This is a genomic window from Nocardioides limicola, assembly GCF_016827675.1.
Lineage (GTDB): Bacteria > Actinomycetota > Actinomycetes > Propionibacteriales > Nocardioidaceae > Nocardioides > Nocardioides limicola.
Map to the genome: position 1 here is coordinate 304,888 of NZ_JAERJA010000003.1, position 16,778 is coordinate 321,665.

17 protein-coding genes are annotated in these 16,778 nt (G+C 70.5%); 8 read left to right on the plus strand and 9 right to left on the minus strand.

Translation table 11 applies throughout. The features are described 5' to 3' along the window. Nucleotides 1–13: 13 nt before the first annotated feature. The 3 genes from JKG67_RS08560 to JKG67_RS08570 are packed head-to-tail and all read left to right on the plus strand — an operon-like array spanning nucleotide 14 to nucleotide 3,038. Entirely contained in the window at nucleotides 14–1,192 is a 1,179-nt protein-coding gene (locus JKG67_RS08560) for an LCP family protein (RefSeq protein ID WP_203336866.1), read from the plus strand. After that, nucleotides 1,189–2,073, plus strand: a complete 885-nt coding sequence (locus JKG67_RS08565; RefSeq protein ID WP_203336867.1) for a crotonase/enoyl-CoA hydratase family protein — start codon at nucleotides 1,189–1,191, stop codon at nucleotides 2,071–2,073. Before JKG67_RS08560 ends, JKG67_RS08565 begins: the two co-directional genes overlap by 4 nt. Further along, nucleotides 2,070–3,038 carry a hypothetical protein gene (locus JKG67_RS08570; RefSeq protein ID WP_203336868.1) on the plus strand — a complete coding sequence of 323 codons (969 nt, stop codon included), beginning with the start codon at nucleotides 2,070–2,072 and terminating at the stop codon, nucleotides 3,036–3,038. Before JKG67_RS08565 ends, JKG67_RS08570 begins: the two co-directional genes overlap by 4 nt. A 31-nt stretch (nucleotides 3,039–3,069) precedes the next feature. Here the strand turns inward: JKG67_RS08570 and JKG67_RS08575 are convergent, their stop codons facing one another. Together JKG67_RS08575 and JKG67_RS08580 are read right to left on the minus strand one after the other, a co-directional pair. Continuing rightward, nucleotides 3,070–3,618 (minus strand): hypothetical protein, encoded by a 549-nt coding sequence (locus JKG67_RS08575; RefSeq protein WP_203336869.1) that lies wholly within the window; start codon nucleotides 3,616–3,618, stop codon nucleotides 3,070–3,072. A 96-nt stretch (nucleotides 3,619–3,714) separates the two neighbouring features. After that, nucleotides 3,715–4,887: an acyl-CoA dehydrogenase family protein gene (locus tag JKG67_RS08580; RefSeq protein WP_203336870.1), complete on the minus strand. Its 1,173-nt coding sequence runs from the start codon at nucleotides 4,885–4,887 to the stop codon at nucleotides 3,715–3,717. A 72-nt stretch (nucleotides 4,888–4,959) separates the two neighbouring features. Between JKG67_RS08580 and arfB the strand changes: the two genes are divergently transcribed. Beyond that, nucleotides 4,960–5,418, plus strand: a complete 459-nt coding sequence (gene arfB, locus JKG67_RS08585) for an alternative ribosome rescue aminoacyl-tRNA hydrolase ArfB (RefSeq protein ID WP_203336871.1) — start codon at nucleotides 4,960–4,962, stop codon at nucleotides 5,416–5,418. Between the two features lie 21 nt (nucleotides 5,419–5,439). Here the strand turns inward: arfB and JKG67_RS08590 are convergent, their stop codons facing one another. The 5 genes from JKG67_RS08590 to JKG67_RS18465 form a co-directional block, all read right to left on the minus strand. After that, complete coding sequence (locus tag JKG67_RS08590; protein ID WP_307816494.1) at nucleotides 5,440–6,585, minus strand: heparan-alpha-glucosaminide N-acetyltransferase domain-containing protein; 1,146 nt, start codon at nucleotides 6,583–6,585, stop codon at nucleotides 5,440–5,442. After that, nucleotides 6,582–7,106: a 5-(carboxyamino)imidazole ribonucleotide mutase gene (gene purE / locus JKG67_RS08595; protein WP_203336872.1), complete on the minus strand. Its 525-nt coding sequence runs from the start codon at nucleotides 7,104–7,106 to the stop codon at nucleotides 6,582–6,584. The genes JKG67_RS08590 and purE overlap by 4 nt, the downstream gene beginning before the upstream one ends. A gap of 69 nt (nucleotides 7,107–7,175) precedes the next feature. Beyond that, nucleotides 7,176–8,336: a 5-(carboxyamino)imidazole ribonucleotide synthase gene (locus JKG67_RS08600; RefSeq protein ID WP_203336873.1), complete on the minus strand. Its 1,161-nt coding sequence runs from the start codon at nucleotides 8,334–8,336 to the stop codon at nucleotides 7,176–7,178. Nucleotides 8,337–8,362: 26 nt separating this feature from the next. Continuing rightward, nucleotides 8,363–8,680: a winged helix-turn-helix domain-containing protein gene (locus JKG67_RS08605; protein WP_238998211.1), complete on the minus strand. Its 318-nt coding sequence runs from the start codon at nucleotides 8,678–8,680 to the stop codon at nucleotides 8,363–8,365. A gap of 107 nt (nucleotides 8,681–8,787) precedes the next feature. Beyond that, a complete protein-coding gene (locus JKG67_RS18465; RefSeq protein ID WP_238998150.1) occupies nucleotides 8,788–10,527 on the minus strand; it encodes a biotin--[acetyl-CoA-carboxylase] ligase in 1,740 nt (579 codons plus the stop codon). A gap of 65 nt (nucleotides 10,528–10,592) precedes the next feature. Here JKG67_RS18465 and JKG67_RS08615 point away from each other — a divergent pair, with 65 nt between their 5' ends. Genes JKG67_RS08615 through JKG67_RS08630 form a run of 4 tightly spaced genes read left to right on the plus strand, consistent with a single transcriptional unit; the run spans nucleotide 10,593 to nucleotide 15,228 of the window. After that, complete coding sequence (locus tag JKG67_RS08615) at nucleotides 10,593–12,197, plus strand: acyl-CoA carboxylase subunit beta (RefSeq protein WP_203336875.1); 1,605 nt, start codon at nucleotides 10,593–10,595, stop codon at nucleotides 12,195–12,197. A 37-nt stretch (nucleotides 12,198–12,234) separates the two neighbouring features. Next, nucleotides 12,235–12,456 carry an acyl-CoA carboxylase subunit epsilon gene (locus JKG67_RS08620; protein WP_203336876.1) on the plus strand — a complete coding sequence of 74 codons (222 nt, stop codon included), beginning with the start codon at nucleotides 12,235–12,237 and terminating at the stop codon, nucleotides 12,454–12,456. 56 nt (nucleotides 12,457–12,512) lie between these two features. After that, nucleotides 12,513–14,189 carry a DUF885 domain-containing protein gene (locus JKG67_RS08625; RefSeq protein ID WP_203336877.1) on the plus strand — a complete coding sequence of 559 codons (1,677 nt, stop codon included), beginning with the start codon at nucleotides 12,513–12,515 and terminating at the stop codon, nucleotides 14,187–14,189. A 19-nt stretch (nucleotides 14,190–14,208) separates the two neighbouring features. Next, on the plus strand, nucleotides 14,209–15,228 hold the full coding sequence (locus JKG67_RS08630) for a P1 family peptidase (protein ID WP_203336878.1): 1,020 nt from the start codon (nucleotides 14,209–14,211) through the stop codon (nucleotides 15,226–15,228). Between the two features lie 37 nt (nucleotides 15,229–15,265). Here the strand turns inward: JKG67_RS08630 and JKG67_RS08635 are convergent, their stop codons facing one another. Both JKG67_RS08635 and JKG67_RS08640 read right to left on the minus strand, forming a co-directional pair. Next, a complete protein-coding gene (locus JKG67_RS08635) occupies nucleotides 15,266–16,312 on the minus strand; it encodes an SPFH domain-containing protein (protein WP_203336879.1) in 1,047 nt (348 codons plus the stop codon). 5 nt (nucleotides 16,313–16,317) lie between these two features. Further along, nucleotides 16,318–16,761 carry an NfeD family protein gene (locus tag JKG67_RS08640; protein WP_238998151.1) on the minus strand — a complete coding sequence of 148 codons (444 nt, stop codon included), beginning with the start codon at nucleotides 16,759–16,761 and terminating at the stop codon, nucleotides 16,318–16,320. Nucleotides 16,762–16,778: the final 17 nt, after the last annotated feature.

Below are 16,778 nucleotides of genomic sequence, written 5' to 3' on the forward strand. Positions count from 1 at the left end.
AGCGTCTGTGCGCATGGCAGAACGTCCTGGGACTCCAGGTCCCCGACCCGGGACCCCTGAGTACGACTGGCTCTACGGTTCCGGCACCGCCGGGACGGGGCAGCCCGATCAGACCCGCATCCTCCCCGCCGAGCCAACACGCCGGGGGGTTGAGGGCACCCGCGCCACCCAGGACGGGCCCGCCAAACCGCCGGTGCGGCCCGGGCCGCCGCCCCTCGCCCAACCCACGCCGCCGCGCCGCCGCCGGAGGCTGCGGCCGGGCGTCCTGCTGGTGGTGCTGGTGCTGGCACTGGTGGCCTACCTGGTCGCTGTCCCCTACTGGGCATGGACCCAGACCGACCGGATCGACGCCTGGCCCACCGAGGCGCGGCCCGCCTCCCAACCGGGCACCACCTATCTGATCCTGGGCAGCGACACGGCCGACGACCTCACGCCGGAGCAGCAGCGCCAGGTCCGGGCCGGGGTCCGGGACGGTTCCCGTGCGGACACGATCATGTTGCTGCGCGTGGGCAGCGGACCGAACGTGCTGATGTCGATCCCCCGCGACTCGATCGTGGCCATTCCGGGACGTGGCACTACGAAGATCAATGCTGCGCACGCCTTCGGTGGCGCACCATTGATGGTCGCGACCATCGAACAGAACACCGGCATCCGCGTCGATCATGTGGTTGAGCTCGGCTTCGGCAGCGTGGTCAACATGGTCGATGCCCTCGGGGGCATCGAGGTGTGTCCGGAGTCGGCGATGGTGGACAAGGACGCGCGGCTGGACATCGCCGCCGGCTGCCAGGAGGTCGACGGGGTGACCGCCCTCGCCTACGCCCGCTCCCGCAAGACCGGCCGGCTCGGCGACATCAATCGGGCCGAGAATCAGCGCGAGGTCGTCTCGGCCATCGGCCACAAGGCGCTCAGCCCGTGGACGGTGCTGAACCCGGTGCGCTGGTGGCAACTGAACACCGCCGCCGCCGGCACCGTGACCACCAGCGAGGGCACCGGCCTGGTGGCGATGGGCAGGTTCGCGCTGGCGCTGACCCGAGCCGGCGGAGACTCCACCCTCACCTGCGGCATCCCGATCCGGGACCTGCAGGTGAACTGGGACACCGAACGGGCCGAGCGGCTCTTCGCCCGCATCATCGCGGGCGAGACTGACCGGATCGGCCGCCAACTCTGCACCCCGACGGGACTTCCACGATGAGCGACTACCGGACCCTCGACTGGTCCGTGACCGACCGCGTCCTCACCCTGACGCTGGACCGTCCCGACGCCTTGAACGCCTTCACCGTGACGATGGCCGATGAACTCGTCGACGCCTACGGACGCGCCTCCGACGACGATGCGGTGGGCGCGATCGTGGTCACTGGCTCCGGCCGCGCCTTCTGCGCCGGCATGGACCTGTCGGTGCCCGGCAACGTATTCGGCCTCGACGAGGACCTCGCACTGAGCCCTGCCGAGCTGGAGGCCCGGTACGACGACCCGGCGGTGGTCTCCGGGGTCCGCGACACCGGCGGTCGGGTCAGCCTGGCCGTCTACGAGTGCCGCAAGCCGGTGATCGCGGCGATCAACGGTCCCGCGGTCGGCATCGGCGCCACCATGACGTTGCCGATGGACGTGCGGCTGGCTTCGACCCAGGCCCGGATCGGCTTCGTGTTCGGCAGGATCGGCATCGTGCCCGAGGCCTGCTCGTCGTACTTCCTGCCCAGGATCGTCGGCATGTCACAGGCGCTGGAGTGGGTCTACGGCGCGGACATCCTCACCGCCGAGCAGGCACTGGCCGGTGGGCTGGTCCGCTCGGTGCACGAGCCCGAGCAACTCCTGGACGCGGCGTACGAGTTGGCGCACCGGTTCATCGATCACCGCTCCCCGGTCGGGGTGGCCCTGGCCCGGCAGATGATGTATCGCGGCGCGGGTGCCAGCCACCCCCGCGAGGCCCATCTGGCCGAGTCGCTGGCGATGTGGCATGCCTCGGTCGGCGACGGCAAGGAAGGGGTGGCGGCCTTCTTGGAGAAGCGGTCGCCCGAGTTCACCGCCAAGGCGTCGCAGACCCCGGACGTCTTCGGCGCCGCATTGCGGCCGTGACGCGGCTGTTCACAGCGAGCCGAGCCGCGGTGACAGCGCTGCTGCTGCTCGGCTTGGCCGGGTGCACGGTAGGGGCCGGCGACTCAGTCGACGACGACATCGCAGCCGTACTGGAGACCCTCGCCGTCGACACCGTCTATGTCACCTACCAAGGCGACGGACACGGCTTGGAAGAGCTGGGGACCCTGACCCGCAACGGCTTGTCCGAGATGCTGACCGAACCAGCGGCGTACACGTTCAACGGCGTGTCGGGAAACGGGCGAGATGTCGTGGTCACTGCTGGCGGCGTACCGGCCGAGGAGTACGGCGGGGGGTTCCTCTTCGATGAGCACTTCCGCCTGGTCGACGGCCGGCTGGAACCGCTTCCGGAAGCTGACGTGATGCTCTTCGCACCGGAACTGTCACCGGAAGGCGACATCGTGGTGATGCGACGGGACAAGGGTTTCGCGATCCTGCGGAACGGCGAGACCACCTGGGAGACCGACCCACGCAGCAGTTCGCAGAGCCTGCGGAGCAACCTCGAATGGACTTCGGAGGGACACCTGGTCACCCTCAGGAAGGGGGGCAAGCCCGGTTCAAGGATCGTCTTGTACACGACCGATGGCGGCGAGCGTCAGGGCGGAACCGCGTTCTGTGCTGTAGGGCTCACACCGGCTCCGAGCCGTGCGTTCCTGGCGACCTACCCGTCCATGTCACGGAAGGAACGTGAGGCAGCCCCGGGCTGCGACCGAGCCCACCTCCTCGGCTACGACGCGGACTTCAACCAGACCCACGTCACCGAGTTGCCGCCCGGCTGGTGGCCGCTCGCCTGGTCCGAGGACTCCACCACCCTGCTGATGTCCAGCACAGACGAGATCGCAGCCGTGAGCATCACCGGTGAGGTGATCGCGACGGCGTCAGTGCCACGGCGGGTGCTGACGGCGGCGATGATCTACCGCGAGTCAGAACCAGGGCCCGCCGAGTAGGCGACTTCACAGGTTCCTGCTACGCGACGGCTCAGCCATCGGCAGCGTCGCCGCGACCGAAGCGACCGCCAGGCCCGTAGCCCCGGTGGCCGTCGGGCTTGCCGGTTCCGTCCGGCTTGCCACGACCGTCCGGGGGGCCGAGGTGCTCGGGTCGACCCTTGCCGTCCGACATCCCGAAGCCGTGGCGCCCGTGGCCCTTGCCGAGCCCACCGGGACCCCAGCCACGCTGACCGGACTCGATCCGCTCGCGCAGCTCCTCCGCCCGCTCCTCGGAGATGCGTCCATCCTCCACCGCGCGCGCCAACTGCTCGAGTTTGCGCTCCCGGTACTCCTGATCGCGCTCCGCCCGGATCTCCGCCTGGGCCTCACCCAGCGCGTCGGCCACCTCGTCGGCATCGAGACCGAGCTTCTCGGCCAGCCGCTCGGCCAGTTCGCGGTGCTTCTCCGCGACCCGTTCGGCGGCGGCCGCACGACCAGGATTCTCAGAGTCCCCGGAGGTCTGGGCGAGCGCCAGTCCACCGGCCCCCAGGGCCAGTACGGCTGCTGCCGCCGTCCCCGCAACCCACGATGTGCGTCTCACCAGCGTCTCCTTCGCCTCCGGTTCCCTCCACTGTGCCTCAGGAACCTGGGAGTTGGCCATGGAAAGCCTTTGAGAAGACCGTGAAGTCTCCCTCGATCAGAGGTCGGACTGCACTCCGGCGAGGAGTTGCCGGGCCATCACGATGCGCTGCACCTGGTTGGTGCCCTCGTAGATCTGAGTGATCTTGGCGTCGCGCATCATCCGCTCCACCGGGTAGTCGCGGGTGAAGCCGTAGCCACCGAGCAACTGGACCGCATCGGTGGTCACCTGCATCGCCACGTCCGAGGCGAAGCACTTGGCGGCGGCGCCGAAGAAGGTCAGGTCGGCGTCGCCCCGCTCGGAACGGCCCGCGGCCGCGTAGGTCATCTGCCGCGCCGCCTCGATCTTCATGCCCATGTCGGCGATCATGAACTGCAGGCCCTGGAAGTCCCCGATCGGCTTGCCGAACTGCTGACGCTCCTTGACATAGCCCAGCGCATAGTCCAGCGCCCCCTGGGCAACGCCGACGGCCTGCGCGGCGATGGTGATCCGGGTGTGGTCCAGGGTCTTCATCGCATACTCGAAGCCCTTGCCCTCCTCGCCGATCAGCCGGTCCGCGGGGATCCGCACCTTGTCCAGGTACACCTCACGGGTGGGGCTGCCCTTGATGCCGAGCTTCTTCTCCGGAGCGCCGAACGAGACGCCCTCGTCCGACTTCTCCACCACGAACGCCGAGATCCCGCGGGACCGGCTGTCGGGATCGGTCATCGCCAGCACGGTGTAGAACTCCGACTCCCCGGCGTTGGTGATCCATCGCTTGGTGCCGTTGAGCACCCAGCCGTCGCCGTCACGGACGGCCCGGGTCTTCTGGTTCGCCGCGTCGGAGCCGGCCTCGGGCTCGGACAGACAGTAGGAGAACATCCCGTCGCCGGCGGCCAGCTTGGACAGGTACCTGGCCTTCAGTTCCTCCGAGCCGCCGATGATCACCGGCAACGAGCCGAGCTTGTTGACGGCCGGGATCAGGCTGGCGGAGACGTCGGCGCGGGCCACCTCCTCGATCACGATCACGGTGGCCAGCGCGTCGGCACCCGCGCCGCCGTACTGCTCGGCGACGTGCGGGGCGTGGAAGTCCGAGGCGACCAACGCATCGTGCGCCTCCTGCGGGAACCGCGCCTCCTCGTCCACCTCGGCGGCGTACGGCGCCACTTTCGCGTCGCAAACAGCCCGCACCGCCTCCCGGATCGCCTGGTGTTCCTCGGAGAGTGCGTACATGGGCTGGTCTGCGGTCATGGCGCGGATTCTAGGTCAGGGTGAACCGACGCTAACCCCGAGGCGTCCCCGCTGGACAGCTACCGTGAACACATGACCGTCCCCGGTGCCGACCTGGCGCTCCCGGCTGGTCCCGGCATCCCCTCCGGGCTGGTGATCCCGGCAGCCGAGCTGACCGAACGCTTCTCCCGCTCCCCCGGCCCGGGCGGGCAGTCGGTCAACACCAGCGACACCCGGGTCGAGCTGGTGTACGCCGTGTCCGCCTCGGCAGCCTTGAGCGACTCCCAACGCGAGCAGGTGCTGCGCCGGCTCGCCGACCGACTCGTCGACGGCACCCTCGTGGTGACCGCCTCGGAACACCGCAGTCAGCACCGGAACCGGGTCGCGGCCCGGGAGCGGCTGAGCCGACTGCTGCGCGAGGCCCTGGCCCCACCGGCACCGCCACGGCGGCCCACCCGGCCGACCGCCGGCTCCCAGCGCCGACGAGTGGCCGCGAAGAAGCGCCGCAGCGCCACGAAGACGTTGCGGGGCCGAGTGCGCGGCGACGAGTGAGCGACGCCGAGCCGACCGTTCTCAGCGAGACGCAAGCCCACCTGCGGCCCGGGAGACCCACCGGACCACCGCTTCGGCCGGCCCCCGGCGGCCGGCCACCGCGAAGCCGGCTCCGATCCCCAGCACCACCAGCAGGTGCCAGGCGATCGCGTCGGGTTCCTCAGCCGGCCACACCTGCGGGGTGCGCATCACCACATGGAGCGTGTAGAGGGACAGGGTCATCGCCCCGGCCCCGGTGAGCACCTGCAGCACCCGCCCGAGCCCTGCCGGCAGCATCGCCACGACCAGCAGGCTCACGCCCAGGACCAGCAGCGACGTCCCGATGGTGTGGGCGAGGTCGAAGGGGGTGCCGCTGTGCGGGGCGGACACCCACAACCAGTGCCAGGTCTCCCCCGCCGGCGTGGTGCCGAACATGCCGCCGGCGATCCCGTCCAGGAACTGCTCACGCTGCTCGCCGCTGGCGGAGCCGGTCAGCGCCCGGAGCGTGTCGGCCTGCCGGGTCGCCTCGTCCGAGATCAGCTTCGCCGCCGAAGCCAGCACTGCTCCCCCGGCCGCCACCGCCCCCGCGACCTGCCAGCGGCGCAGGTCCAGTCGCCCCAGGGCCATCCCGGCGAGCAGGTAGGCCATCCACACGAACGCCGGGTAGTAGCCGGTGAGGAACAACTCCGCCAGCAACTCCCCCGGACTGCTCAGTTGATCCAGGTTCGGGCTGTCCACGCCACGGTCGGGGAGGAACGGGCGCACCAGATGCGAGAGGACCGGCGCCAGCACCACCCACACGGCGGCGGCCACGGCGAGCCGTCGAGCCGACCATTCCAGGAACGGCACCGCGAGCACGAACAGCATCGCGTAGTAGCTGAGGATGACCGCCAGGCCGGAGTCCAATCCGCCGAGCACCAGGCCCAAGGCACCGATCAACAGGGCTCGGACCAGCAACTGCACGACCCGTTCGGCGCGTGTCGGCCGCCGGTCCCGACGAGCCCAGCCGCTGCCCAGCGTCAGGCTCACTCCGGCCAGCACCGCGAAGAGCGCCGAGGCCCGACCACCCGCGATCGACTGCCACAGGGCAAGGTCGCCGTCGGGCGTACGGGCGACCAGGACATGGGTGGCGATCATGCCGAGCAGCGCCAGGCACCGCGCGACGTCGACGCCGATCAGACGGTTCAGAAGCCCACCTTCCGGCCCTGCTGCCCCGCAGCATCGCGAACCACGGCGCCCTTGGCGTGGGCCTGGTCCCGCAACTGCACGGCGTACCCGGCAAGCTTCTCGGTCAGCGCGCTGTCACCGGAGCCGAGGATCCGCGCGGCCAGCAGGCCCGCGTTCTTGGCTCCGCCCACCGAGACGGTGGCCACCGGGATCCCGCCGGGCATCTGCACGATCGAGAGCAGCGAATCCAACCCGTCGAGGTGTCGCAGCGGCACGGGTACGCCGATCACCGGCAGGGTCGTCACCGACGCGAGCATCCCGGGCAGGTGGGCGGCGCCGCCAGCGCCGGCGATGATCACCCGCAGTCCACGCTCAGCGGCCTGCTGGCCGTAGGAGATCATCTCGGCGGGCATCCGGTGCGCGGAGACCACATCGGCCTCATAGCTGATCCCGAACTCGTCGAGCACCTCGGCGGCGGCCTGCATCACCGGCCAGTCCGAGTCCGACCCCATCACGATCCCGACCAGCGGCGTCTGCTCCATGACGGCCGAGCCTAGCCGGTGGCCGGGCCTGCTCGCGGTCGAGCCCGCCGATCGCCGGCAGTCGCGATCTCAGTCCGATTCGTCGCCGAGGTCGCCCCGGAACCAGGCGGCCGCATGCCGAGCGCGCTGCAGGCAGTCCTCCAGGTCATCCCCGTAGGCGTTGACATGGCCGACCTTGCGCCCGGGCCGCAGGCCCTTGCCGTAGAGGTGCACCTTGAGTCGCGGATCCCGGGCCATCACGTGCGGATAGCCGTCGTAGAGGCGACCAGCGTCGACGTCGCCACCGAGGATGTTCACCATCACCGTCCACCGGTCCCGCGGCTCCGGGGAGCCCAGCGGCAGGTCCAGCACCGCCCGGAGGTGGTTCTCGAACTGGCAGGTGACGGCCCCGTCCTGGCTCCAATGGCCAGTGTTGTGCGGCCGCATCGCCAACTCGTTGACCAGCACCCGTCCGTCCGTGGTCTCGAACAACTCCACCGCCAGGATGCCGACCACGCCGAGCTCACCGGCGATGGTGAGGCCGATCCGCTGCGCCTCGCCCGCCAGCACCGGGTCGAGGTCGGGGGCCGGGGCGATCACCTCGTGGCAGACACCGTCGCGCTGGCGTGACTCCACCACCGGGTACGCCGCTGCCTGGCCGCTGGGCGACCTGGCCACCAGCACCGACAGCTCCCGGGTGAAGTCGACGAGTTCCTCGGCCAACACCGCGACGCCGGCCTCCGCAGCGACTCGCAGCGGTTCGTCCACCTCGGCGATCGAGCGGACCACCCAGACGCCCTTGCCGTCGTACCCGCCCCGGGTGGTCTTGAGCACGCAGGGGAAGCCGAACTCAGCGACCTCCGTCGCGGAATCGACGACCCGGTGGCGTGGGCAGGGCACCCCGAGCCCGGTCAGCGCCTGGCGCATCACCGCCTTGTCCTGGGCGTGCACCAGGGCATCGGGGCCGGGCCGCACCGGCACCCCGTCGGCCTCCAGGGCGCGCAGGTGCTCGGTCGGCACATGCTCATGGTCGAAGGTCACCGCAGCACAGCCCTCGACGATCCGACGCAGCGCTGCCAGGTCGCGATGGTCGCCGACCTGCTGGTCGACGATCACTTGGGCGGCGGAGGCATCGGGGCTCTCGGCCAGCAGTCGCAGCCGTACCCCGAGCTCGTTGGCCGGCGAGGCCATCATCCGCGCGAGCTGACCGGCGCCGATCACGGCGAGGGCGGGTGCGAGGGCGGCAGACACGCCGCACAGGATAGTGGGGCGGCAGGTCAGCCGCTGAACGAGTCCGAGGAGGCGCGCTCGAACCGCAGCCCGTGACCCCGGATGGTGCTGATCAAGGTCGGATGGCGGGCATCGTCGCCGAGTTTGCGGCGCAACCAGCCCAGGTGCACGTCGATGGTCTTGGCGGAGGTCCAGAAGTTCGTCTGCCACACGTCGCGCATCAATTCGTCCCTCGTCACGATCTCGCCGGGGCGACTGATCAGGGCATGCAGGAGGTCGAACTCCTTGCGGGAGAGGAGCACCTCAGCATCCCCCCGCCAGACCCGTCGAGCCTGCGGATCCACGCGGACGTCCTGGACTTCCATCACGCTTCTGACAGTAAGCAGAACGCCCGAGACGGCGTGGCCGAATCCAGAAAATTTGACTTAGTGCGGCCAGCGCCGGATCCGGAGCCCGGCGCCGCCGCGACTGGTCAGGCGCGGCGGACGGTGATCGGCTCGACGAGGCCGAACCCGTGCAGCGGGCGGGCCGGCATCCGACGGTACTCGAACTCCCCCTCGGGCAACCGGTCTGCGGTGGCCTGGTCGATGATCAACCGGTTCCGCCGGGCCACCTGGGTGAGCCTGGACGCCAGATTGACCGGAGGCCCGAATACGTCCCCGAGGCGCAGCGTCACCTGCCCGGACGCGAGTCCGAGACGGACGTCGGGCATCCGCTGGTCACGTCCGATCACGGCGATGATCCCCTCGGCGGTCTCCAGGGCGGCCCCCGGGTCGTCGTTGACGAAGAGGACCGAGTCCCCCAGCGACTTGATCACCCGACCCCGGTTGTTGGCGATCACGTCCGCGCAGCGCGACTCGAAGACCTCGACGAGGTCACCGATCCGCTCCTCGCCGATCTCGTTGGAGAGCTCGGTGAAGCTCACCAGGTCCGCGAAGCCCACGGTCAGGAACGCACCGCGCTCGTCGCCACCGAACATGGCGGACTGGCGGGCCAGGGCCGCCGCGAGGTGACGGCGCCACGCGTAGACCAGCATCCGCTCGAACGGCGGGTTGAGGTGCTCGAGGAGTCCTACCGCGATCTGGGGGTCACGCAGCAACTCCGGACTCAGGTACTGCACCAGCCCGGCCACCTCCCAGTCGGCCAGTCGGGCGACCGTCTGCCCGATGCCCCGGGTCAGGTTCACCGCCGTGTCCACGTCGATGTCGCGCTCGTCCATCACCTCAGCCAGGTCGGTGAGGGCGTCCTTGTCGGCGGCGGTGAACGCCACCTCGGTCCCGGGCTCGGCGAACCCCAGCGCCCGCCACAGCCGTCGGGCCACCAGCATCGAGAGCCCCGCTTCGGCAGCGACCTGTTCGGCGGTCCACTCCCGGGCTCCGCCCAGCACGAGTTGCTCCACCTGCTCGGAGAACTCCGCCTCGGCGCGGACATGCACCACATCCCCGGCTCCGACCGGCACCGTCCCGGCGTCGGTCTCCACCATCAGCCGGCCGGTGCCGTCGATCCCGGTAGCCGTGCCGCGCAGCTCCGACCCGTCCGGCAGCGCCACCCGGACCACCCGACCGAGGGTGACGCAGCGGGCCGCGTACTTCTCCCGCAGCGTCGCCGCACCCTGCCCCAGCCACGCGTCGTACTCGGACAACAGCGCCCGGACCAGACCAGCCAGCAGCGCCGTGCGGTCCGGGGTCTGTCCGGTCGCCTCCGCGATCGAGGTGGCCTCCTCGATCGGCAGCTCAGCGGCGGTGGTGGTCACGTTGAGGCCGATGCCCACCACCGCGACCGGACCGGTGTCGGTCTCCACGCGTTCCACCAGGATCCCGGCGACCTTGCGGTCGCCGAGCAGCACGTCGTTGGGCCACTTGAGGCCCGTCTCCACGCCGGCCTCGGCCAGTGCCGTCTGGACGGCGTACCCGGTGACCAGGGGGAGCCAGGGCCAGGCCTGGGGCGGAATCTCCGGCCGCAGCAGCACCGAGAAGGTCAGCGCCGCCCGCGCCGGAGACACCCAGGTGCGGTCCAGCCGACCACGACCTGAGGTCTGGTGCTCCACCACCACCACGGTGCCGTGCGGGGCGCCGGCGCGGGCCAGTTCGGCAGCGTCGGCGTTGCTCGATCCCGACTCCTCGCGGACGTCCACGGTGGCGACGATGTCGGCCAACTGCTGGGCGAGCCGATCCGGATCGAGGGGTGGGCGCGTGCGGGCGGCGTCGGTCATGGGCACTAGATTGGCACGCGGTGTCGCGGCAGGCACCACAGGAGTTGCCGAGGAGGCCTGAGAACGTGAGTGCAGTACCCGACGAGCCGACGATCGACATCCACACCACGGCAGGCAAGCTTGCCGATCTGGAGCGCCGCCTGGACGAGGCCGTGCACGCGGGCTCGGCCAAGGCCGTGGAGAAGCAGCACGCGAAGGGCCGCCAGACCGCCCGTGAGCGGATCGAGATGCTCTTCGACGAGGGCTCCTTCGTCGAGCTCGACGAACTGGCACGGCACCGCTCCACCGCCTTCGGTCTGGAGAAGAACCGGCCCTACGGCGACGGGGTCATCACCGGCTACGGCACCATCGACGGCCGTCAGGTGTGCGTCTTCTCCCAGGACTTCACCGTCTTCGGTGGGTCCCTGGGTGAGGTCTACGGCGAGAAGATCACCAAGGTGATGGACCTGGCCATGAAGACCGGCTGCCCGATCATCGGCATCAACGAGGGAGCCGGTGCCCGGATCCAGGAGGGTGTCGTCTCGCTGGGCCTGTACGGCGAGATCTTCCGCCGCAACGTGCACGCGTCCGGCGTGATCCCACAGATCTCCCTGATCATGGGCAACTGCGCCGGGGGCCACGTGTACTCCCCCGCGGTCACCGACTTCACGATCATGGTCGACCAGACCTCGGCGATGTTCATCACCGGTCCTGACGTGATCAAGACGGTCACCGGCGAGGACGTCTCGATGGAGGACCTCGGCGGCGCCCGGACCCACAACACCAAGTCCGGCAACGCCCACTACATGGCGGCCGACGAGGAGGATGCCCTCGACTACGTCAAGGCGCTGCTCTCCTTCCTGCCGCAGAACAACATGGACGAGCCGCCCTCCTTCGACGAGGTGGCCGACACCGACTTCTCCGACACCGACCGGGCCCTGGACACGCTGATCCCCGACAGCCCCAACCAGCCCTACGACATGCACACGGTGATCGAGTCCGTCGTCGACGACGAGGAGTTCGTCGAGGTTCAGGCGATGTTCGCACCCAACATGATCATCGGCTTCGGTCGCGTCGAAGGTCGCCCGGTGGGCGTGGTCGCCAACCAGCCGATGCAGTTCGCCGGCACGTTGGACATCGATGCCTCGGAGAAGGCAGCCCGGTTCGTCCGGACCTGCGATGCGTTCAACATCCCGGTCCTCACCTTCGTCGATGTGCCCGGCTTCCTGCCCGGCACCGACCAGGAGTGGAACGGCATCATCCGCCGCGGCGCCAAGCTGATCTACGCCTACGCCGAGGCCACCGTGCCCCTGATCACCGTGATCACCCGCAAGGCCTACGGCGGCGCCTACGACGTGATGGGCTCCAAGCACCTCGGCGCCGACATCAACCTCGCCTGGCCGACCGCCCAGATCGCCGTGATGGGCGCCCAGGGGGCCGCCAACATCGTGCACCGCAAGACCCTGGCCGAGGTGGAGGCCTCCGGCGGTGACGTGGAGGCACGCCGGGCGGAGCTGATCGATGAGTACGAGACCACCCTGGCCAACCCCTACATCGCCGCCGAGCGTGGCTACGTGGACGCGGTGATCACGCCGCACGAGACCCGCGTCGAGGTGGTCCGGGCGCTGCGACTGCTCCGCTCCAAGCGGGAGACGCTGCCGCCCAAGAAGCACGGCAACATCCCGCTCTGACTCCGACCGTCCCCCGCACCAGCCGAGGATCACGCCGATGACCGACGCCACCCACACTCCGCCGGCCCTGCACGTCGTCAACGCTGACGCCACGCCCGAGGAGATCGCCGCGGTGGTGGCGGTCTTCAGCGCGCTCGGCGGATCAGCGGACTCCGCGCCGCGGGCGCCGCGCCCGGAGTGGAACGCCCCGCACCGGCTCGTCCGACGGCCGGTGCAGCACGGCCTCGGAGGGTGGCGGTCCAGCGCCCTGCCGCGCTGACCGAAGAGCCGGAAATGGCACAGGCACCGTCGGTGCCCTCCGGCTAGGGTGACTGCGTGACCGAGCCGGACATCCACGCACTCTCCGACAGCTACCTCGAGGACTACTGCCGCCTGGACCCGATCGCTGCCACCTTCCTGGGGGTGGCCGGACACGACCACGCATGGCCGGACCTGTCCCCGGACGGGTTCGCTGCCCGCGAGCGACTGGACCGGGCGACGTGCCAGCGGGCCGAGGCGATGACCCCGGTCGCGGAACGGGACCGGGTGGCGCGCGAGGCACTGGTCGAGCGGCTGGGCCTCGCGGTGGAGCGCGTCGACGCCGGGGTCGCCCGACGCCAGTTCAACGTGCTCACCTCACCGCTGCACGACGTACGGCAGGTGTTCGACCTGATGCCGACCGAGACCGAAGCCGACTGGGTCGCCATCGCCACCCGGCTGGCCTCGGTGCCCGACGTGCTCGACGGGTTGCGGCGCACCCTGGCCGAAGAAGCGGCCGCCGGTCGGGTGGTCGCCGCCCGGCAGTATGCCGAGGTCGCCGATCAGGTGACCGGGTGGACCAGCTCCGAGACCGGACCCGATGTGTTCACCGCGCTGGTCTCCGGGGCGGCCGGGATCCCCGACTCACTGACCGCTGAACTCGGCGCCGCCGCAGCCCGAGCCCGCGACGCGTTCGGCTCGTTCGGGACGTTCCTGAGCGCGGAAATGGTGCCGCTGGGCCGGGAGAAGGAGGCCGTGGGTCGCGAGGAGTACGAACTGGCGTCGCGTGAGTTCCTGGGCGCCACGGTCGACCTGGAACAGACCTATGCCTGGGGCTGGGACGAGCTGGCTCGCCTCACCGAGGACATGTCGGCCACCGCCGCCCGGATCCTGCCCGGCGCCGGGATCGCCGAAGCGGTGGCCCACCTGGACGCCGACCCCGACCGACAGATCCAGGGCAAGGAGGCGTTCCGGGACTGGATGCAGGAGCTGGCCGACCGGACCGTCGCCGAACTGGCGGACGTGCACTTCGACATCCCCGAGCCGATACGTCGCATCGAATGCTGTCTGGCCCCGACCAGCGACGGCGGCATCTACTACACCGGACCGTCGGAGGACTTCAGCCGGCCGGGCCGGATGTGGTGGTCGGTCCCCGAGGGCATCACCAGCTTCACCCCGTGGCGGGAGGTCACCACCGTCTTCCACGAGGGTGTCCCCGGCCACCACCTGCAGGTCGGGCAGACCGTCTATCGCAGCGAAGCGCTGAACCGGTGGCAACGGTTGATGTGCTGGGTCAGCGGTCACGGCGAGGGGTGGGCGCTCTACGCCGAAAGGCTGATGGACGAGCTCGGCTACCTGGCCGACCCCGCTGACCGGCTCGGGATGTTGGACGCGCAGACCCTCCGGGCGGCCCGGGTGATCGTCGACATCGGCATGCATCTGGAGTTGCCGATCCCGGCGAACCCCTGGAACTTCCACGTCGGCGAGACCTGGACGCCGGAGTTGGGGCTGGAGTTCATGCGCGCGCACGCGCGGATGGAGGACGCCTTCATCCGCTTCGAGGTCAAGCGGTACCTGGGGTGGCCCGGCCAGGCTCCGTCGTACAAGGTCGGCGAGCGGATCTGGCTCGAGGCCCGAGAGAGCGCCAAGGCACGCCACGGCGCCGACTTCGACCTCAAGGCCTTCCACTCCGCGGCGCTCGACCTGGGCTCGATCGGCCTCGATCCGCTGCGGGCCGCGCTGGCGCGACTGTGAGGAGGCAGGCCCGACCGTGATGAACGCGATCACCGACGTTCCCGGGATCCGGGTGGGTCACGCCCACCGCGTCGGCGACGGCTGGCTCACCGGCACCACCGTGGTGCTGCCACCGTCGACCGGCGCGGTGGCCGGCGTGGATGTGCGCGGCGGCGGGCCGGGCACCCGGGAGACCGATCTGCTGGATCCGCGGAACCTGGTCGAGCGGGTGCACGCGATCGTGCTGGGCGGCGGATCGGCGCTCGGCCTGGCCGCCGTCGACGGGGTGGCGGCCCGGTTGCTGGCCGCCGGCGTCGGCTACCCCGTCGGCGCCGCTCCGGGCGAGGTGGTGCCGATCGTGCCGGCTGCGATCTGTTTCGATCTCGGTCGCGGTGGCGAGTTCGGCCACTACCCGGACGCTGCGTTGGGCGCGCAGGCGTACGACGCCGCCACCGACGTCACCGGCCAGGGCAACGTGGGCGCCGGCACCGGGGCGCGCAGCGGCGGCCTCAAGGGCGGGGTCGGCACCGCGTCGACCACCCTGCCCGGCGGCCACACGGTCGGCGCTCTGGTGGTGGTCAACTCGGTGGGCTCGTGTGTGGACCCGGCCACCGGCGAACTCTACGCAGCCCGCTTCTGCCGACCCGGGGACCTGCCCGGACTACGCCGCCCGGACCCCGACGACCTCGCGGCAGCGGTTGCGGCGGCCGCGTCCCAACCCGCGGAGCGGCGGTCGGCGCTGGCGACCACGATCGGTGTGATCGCCACCGATCTCACCCTGACCAAGGCCCAGTGCGCGAAGGTGTCCGGCATCGGCCACGACGGGCTGGCCCGGGCGATCAGACCGGTGCACACCATGTTCGACGGAGACACCCTGTTCACGATGGCGACCGGGGCCGGTCCGGCTCCGGACCCGATGGTCTTCCACGGACTGCTGGAGGAGGCGGCCGACTGCGTCACCCGGGCGGTGGCCCGGGCGATGCTGGCAGCGCAGAGCACCAGCACCGACTGGGGCGAGATGCGCAGCTACTCCGCAGCCTTCCCCAGCGCCCTGGTCTGACCGCGCTGGTCTGACCGCCCTGGTCCGACCGCGCTGGTCAGACCACCGCCTGCTCCCCCACCGCCCGGGCCTCGGCCTTGGCGGCGTCCACCGCGGCGCGCGCGGCCTCGGTCGCGGCTGCGGGAGTGGTCGCGGGAGTGGCTGTGGGGGCGATCACCTGGGGCCGGGCGACCGGCCCGATCCGGGGGGCCGGCACCGCCGGCGGCGGCGCCGGCTGATCCTCGCGGCTCGCGAACGCCGAGGTGACCGTCCGCACCGCCTCGGTGAACTCACCGGGGATCATCAGCCACCCGTTCCCGTTCTCCGCCAGCTTGGGCAGCATCTCCAGGTACTTGTAGGCCAGCACCTTGGGATCGGCGTCGTTGGCGTGCACCGCCTGGAACACCCGCTCCAACGCCTGGGCCTCCCCCTCGGCGGTCAGGATCATCGCCTGCCGGCGCCCTTCTGCCTCGAGGATCTGCTTGTTGCGCGTCCCCTCGGCGGTCAGGATCAGCGCCGCCCGCTCCCCCTCGGCGTGCAGGATGGCAGCGCGCTTGTCCCGTTCGGCGCGCATCTGCTTCTCCATCGCCTCCTTGATGGTCACCGGCGGGTCGATCGCCTTGATCTCCACGCGGTTCACCCGGATCCCCCACTTGCCGGTGGCCTCGTCCAGCACGTCCCGGAGGCGGGTGTTGATCGTCTCCCGGGAGGTGAGGGTGCTTTCGAGGTCCATCGAGCCGATCTGGTTGCGCAGCGTCGTGACGGTGAGCTGATCGATCGCGTGCAGATAGTCGGCGACCTCGTAGGCCGCCGCCCGAGGGTCGGTGATCTGGTAGTAGAGGACGGTGTCGATGTTGACCACCAGGTTGTCCTCGGTGATCACCGGCTTGGGGTCGGAGGAGTAGACCTGCTCGCGTACGTCGAGCCGGGTGTTCACCCGATCGACCAGCGGGATGATGAAGTTCAGACCCGGCTGGAGCGTGCGTTGATAGCGGCCGAACCGTTCGATGTTGTAGCGGCGCGCCTGCGGCACGATGCGGATGGTAGCGGCCACACCGAAGGCCACCAGCAACGCCAGGATGATGATCGGCACCAACAGGGTCATCGTGCTCACTCCTCGTTCAGTTCGGGTAGCGGGTCCCGGGGCAGCACCAGGGCAGTGGCGCCCTCGATGCCGAGGACGTCGACGCGCACGCCGACCGGGATCACCAGGTCCTCGTCATAGGACCGGGCCGTCCAGTCCTCACCGACCAGATGGACCAGCCCGGTGGTCGCGGTGATCTCCCGGGTGACCAACGCCTGCCGGCCGATCAGCGCATCACTGCCCTCACGCGAGCGCGGTGGCAGCACCAGGTGCCGACGGGCGATCGGGCGGACCGCCCACAGCCCCACGGCGCCGGTCACCGCGAAGGTGAGCACCTGGATCGGCAGCGCGGCACCGAGTCCGGCAGCGAGCGCGGCAGCCAGCGCGGCGGCGGCAAGGAGGCCGAACGCCAGCGTCAGCGTGAGGGACTCCACCACGCCGAGGAGTACGGCCAGCACCAACCAGAGCATCCACCACATAGGACCAC

Excerpts from the sequence above, each read along its gene's own strand:
- JKG67_RS08560 (WP_203336866.1), top strand. The coding sequence starts at position 14 with ATGGCAGAACGTCCTGGGACTCCAGGTCCCCGACCCGGGACCCCTGAG.
- JKG67_RS08565 (WP_203336867.1), top strand. The coding sequence starts at position 1,189 with ATGAGCGACTACCGGACCCTCGACTGGTCCGTGACCGACCGCGTCCTC.
- JKG67_RS08580 (WP_203336870.1), bottom strand. The coding sequence starts at position 4,887 with ATGACCGCAGACCAGCCCATGTACGCACTCTCCGAGGAACACCAGGCG.
- arfB (WP_203336871.1), top strand. The coding sequence starts at position 4,960 with ATGACCGTCCCCGGTGCCGACCTGGCGCTCCCGGCTGGTCCCGGCATC.
- purE (WP_203336872.1), bottom strand. The coding sequence starts at position 7,106 with ATGGAGCAGACGCCGCTGGTCGGGATCGTGATGGGGTCGGACTCGGAC.
- JKG67_RS08605 (WP_238998211.1), bottom strand. The coding sequence starts at position 8,680 with ATGGAAGTCCAGGACGTCCGCGTGGATCCGCAGGCTCGACGGGTCTGG.
- JKG67_RS18465 (WP_238998150.1), bottom strand. The coding sequence starts at position 10,527 with ATGACCGACGCCGCCCGCACGCGCCCACCCCTCGATCCGGATCGGCTC.
- JKG67_RS08620 (WP_203336876.1), top strand. The coding sequence starts at position 12,235 with ATGACCGACGCCACCCACACTCCGCCGGCCCTGCACGTCGTCAACGCT.
- JKG67_RS08630 (WP_203336878.1), top strand. The coding sequence starts at position 14,209 with ATGAACGCGATCACCGACGTTCCCGGGATCCGGGTGGGTCACGCCCAC.
- JKG67_RS08635 (WP_203336879.1), bottom strand. The coding sequence starts at position 16,312 with ATGACCCTGTTGGTGCCGATCATCATCCTGGCGTTGCTGGTGGCCTTC.
- JKG67_RS08640 (WP_238998151.1), bottom strand. The coding sequence starts at position 16,761 with ATGCTCTGGTTGGTGCTGGCCGTACTCCTCGGCGTGGTGGAGTCCCTC.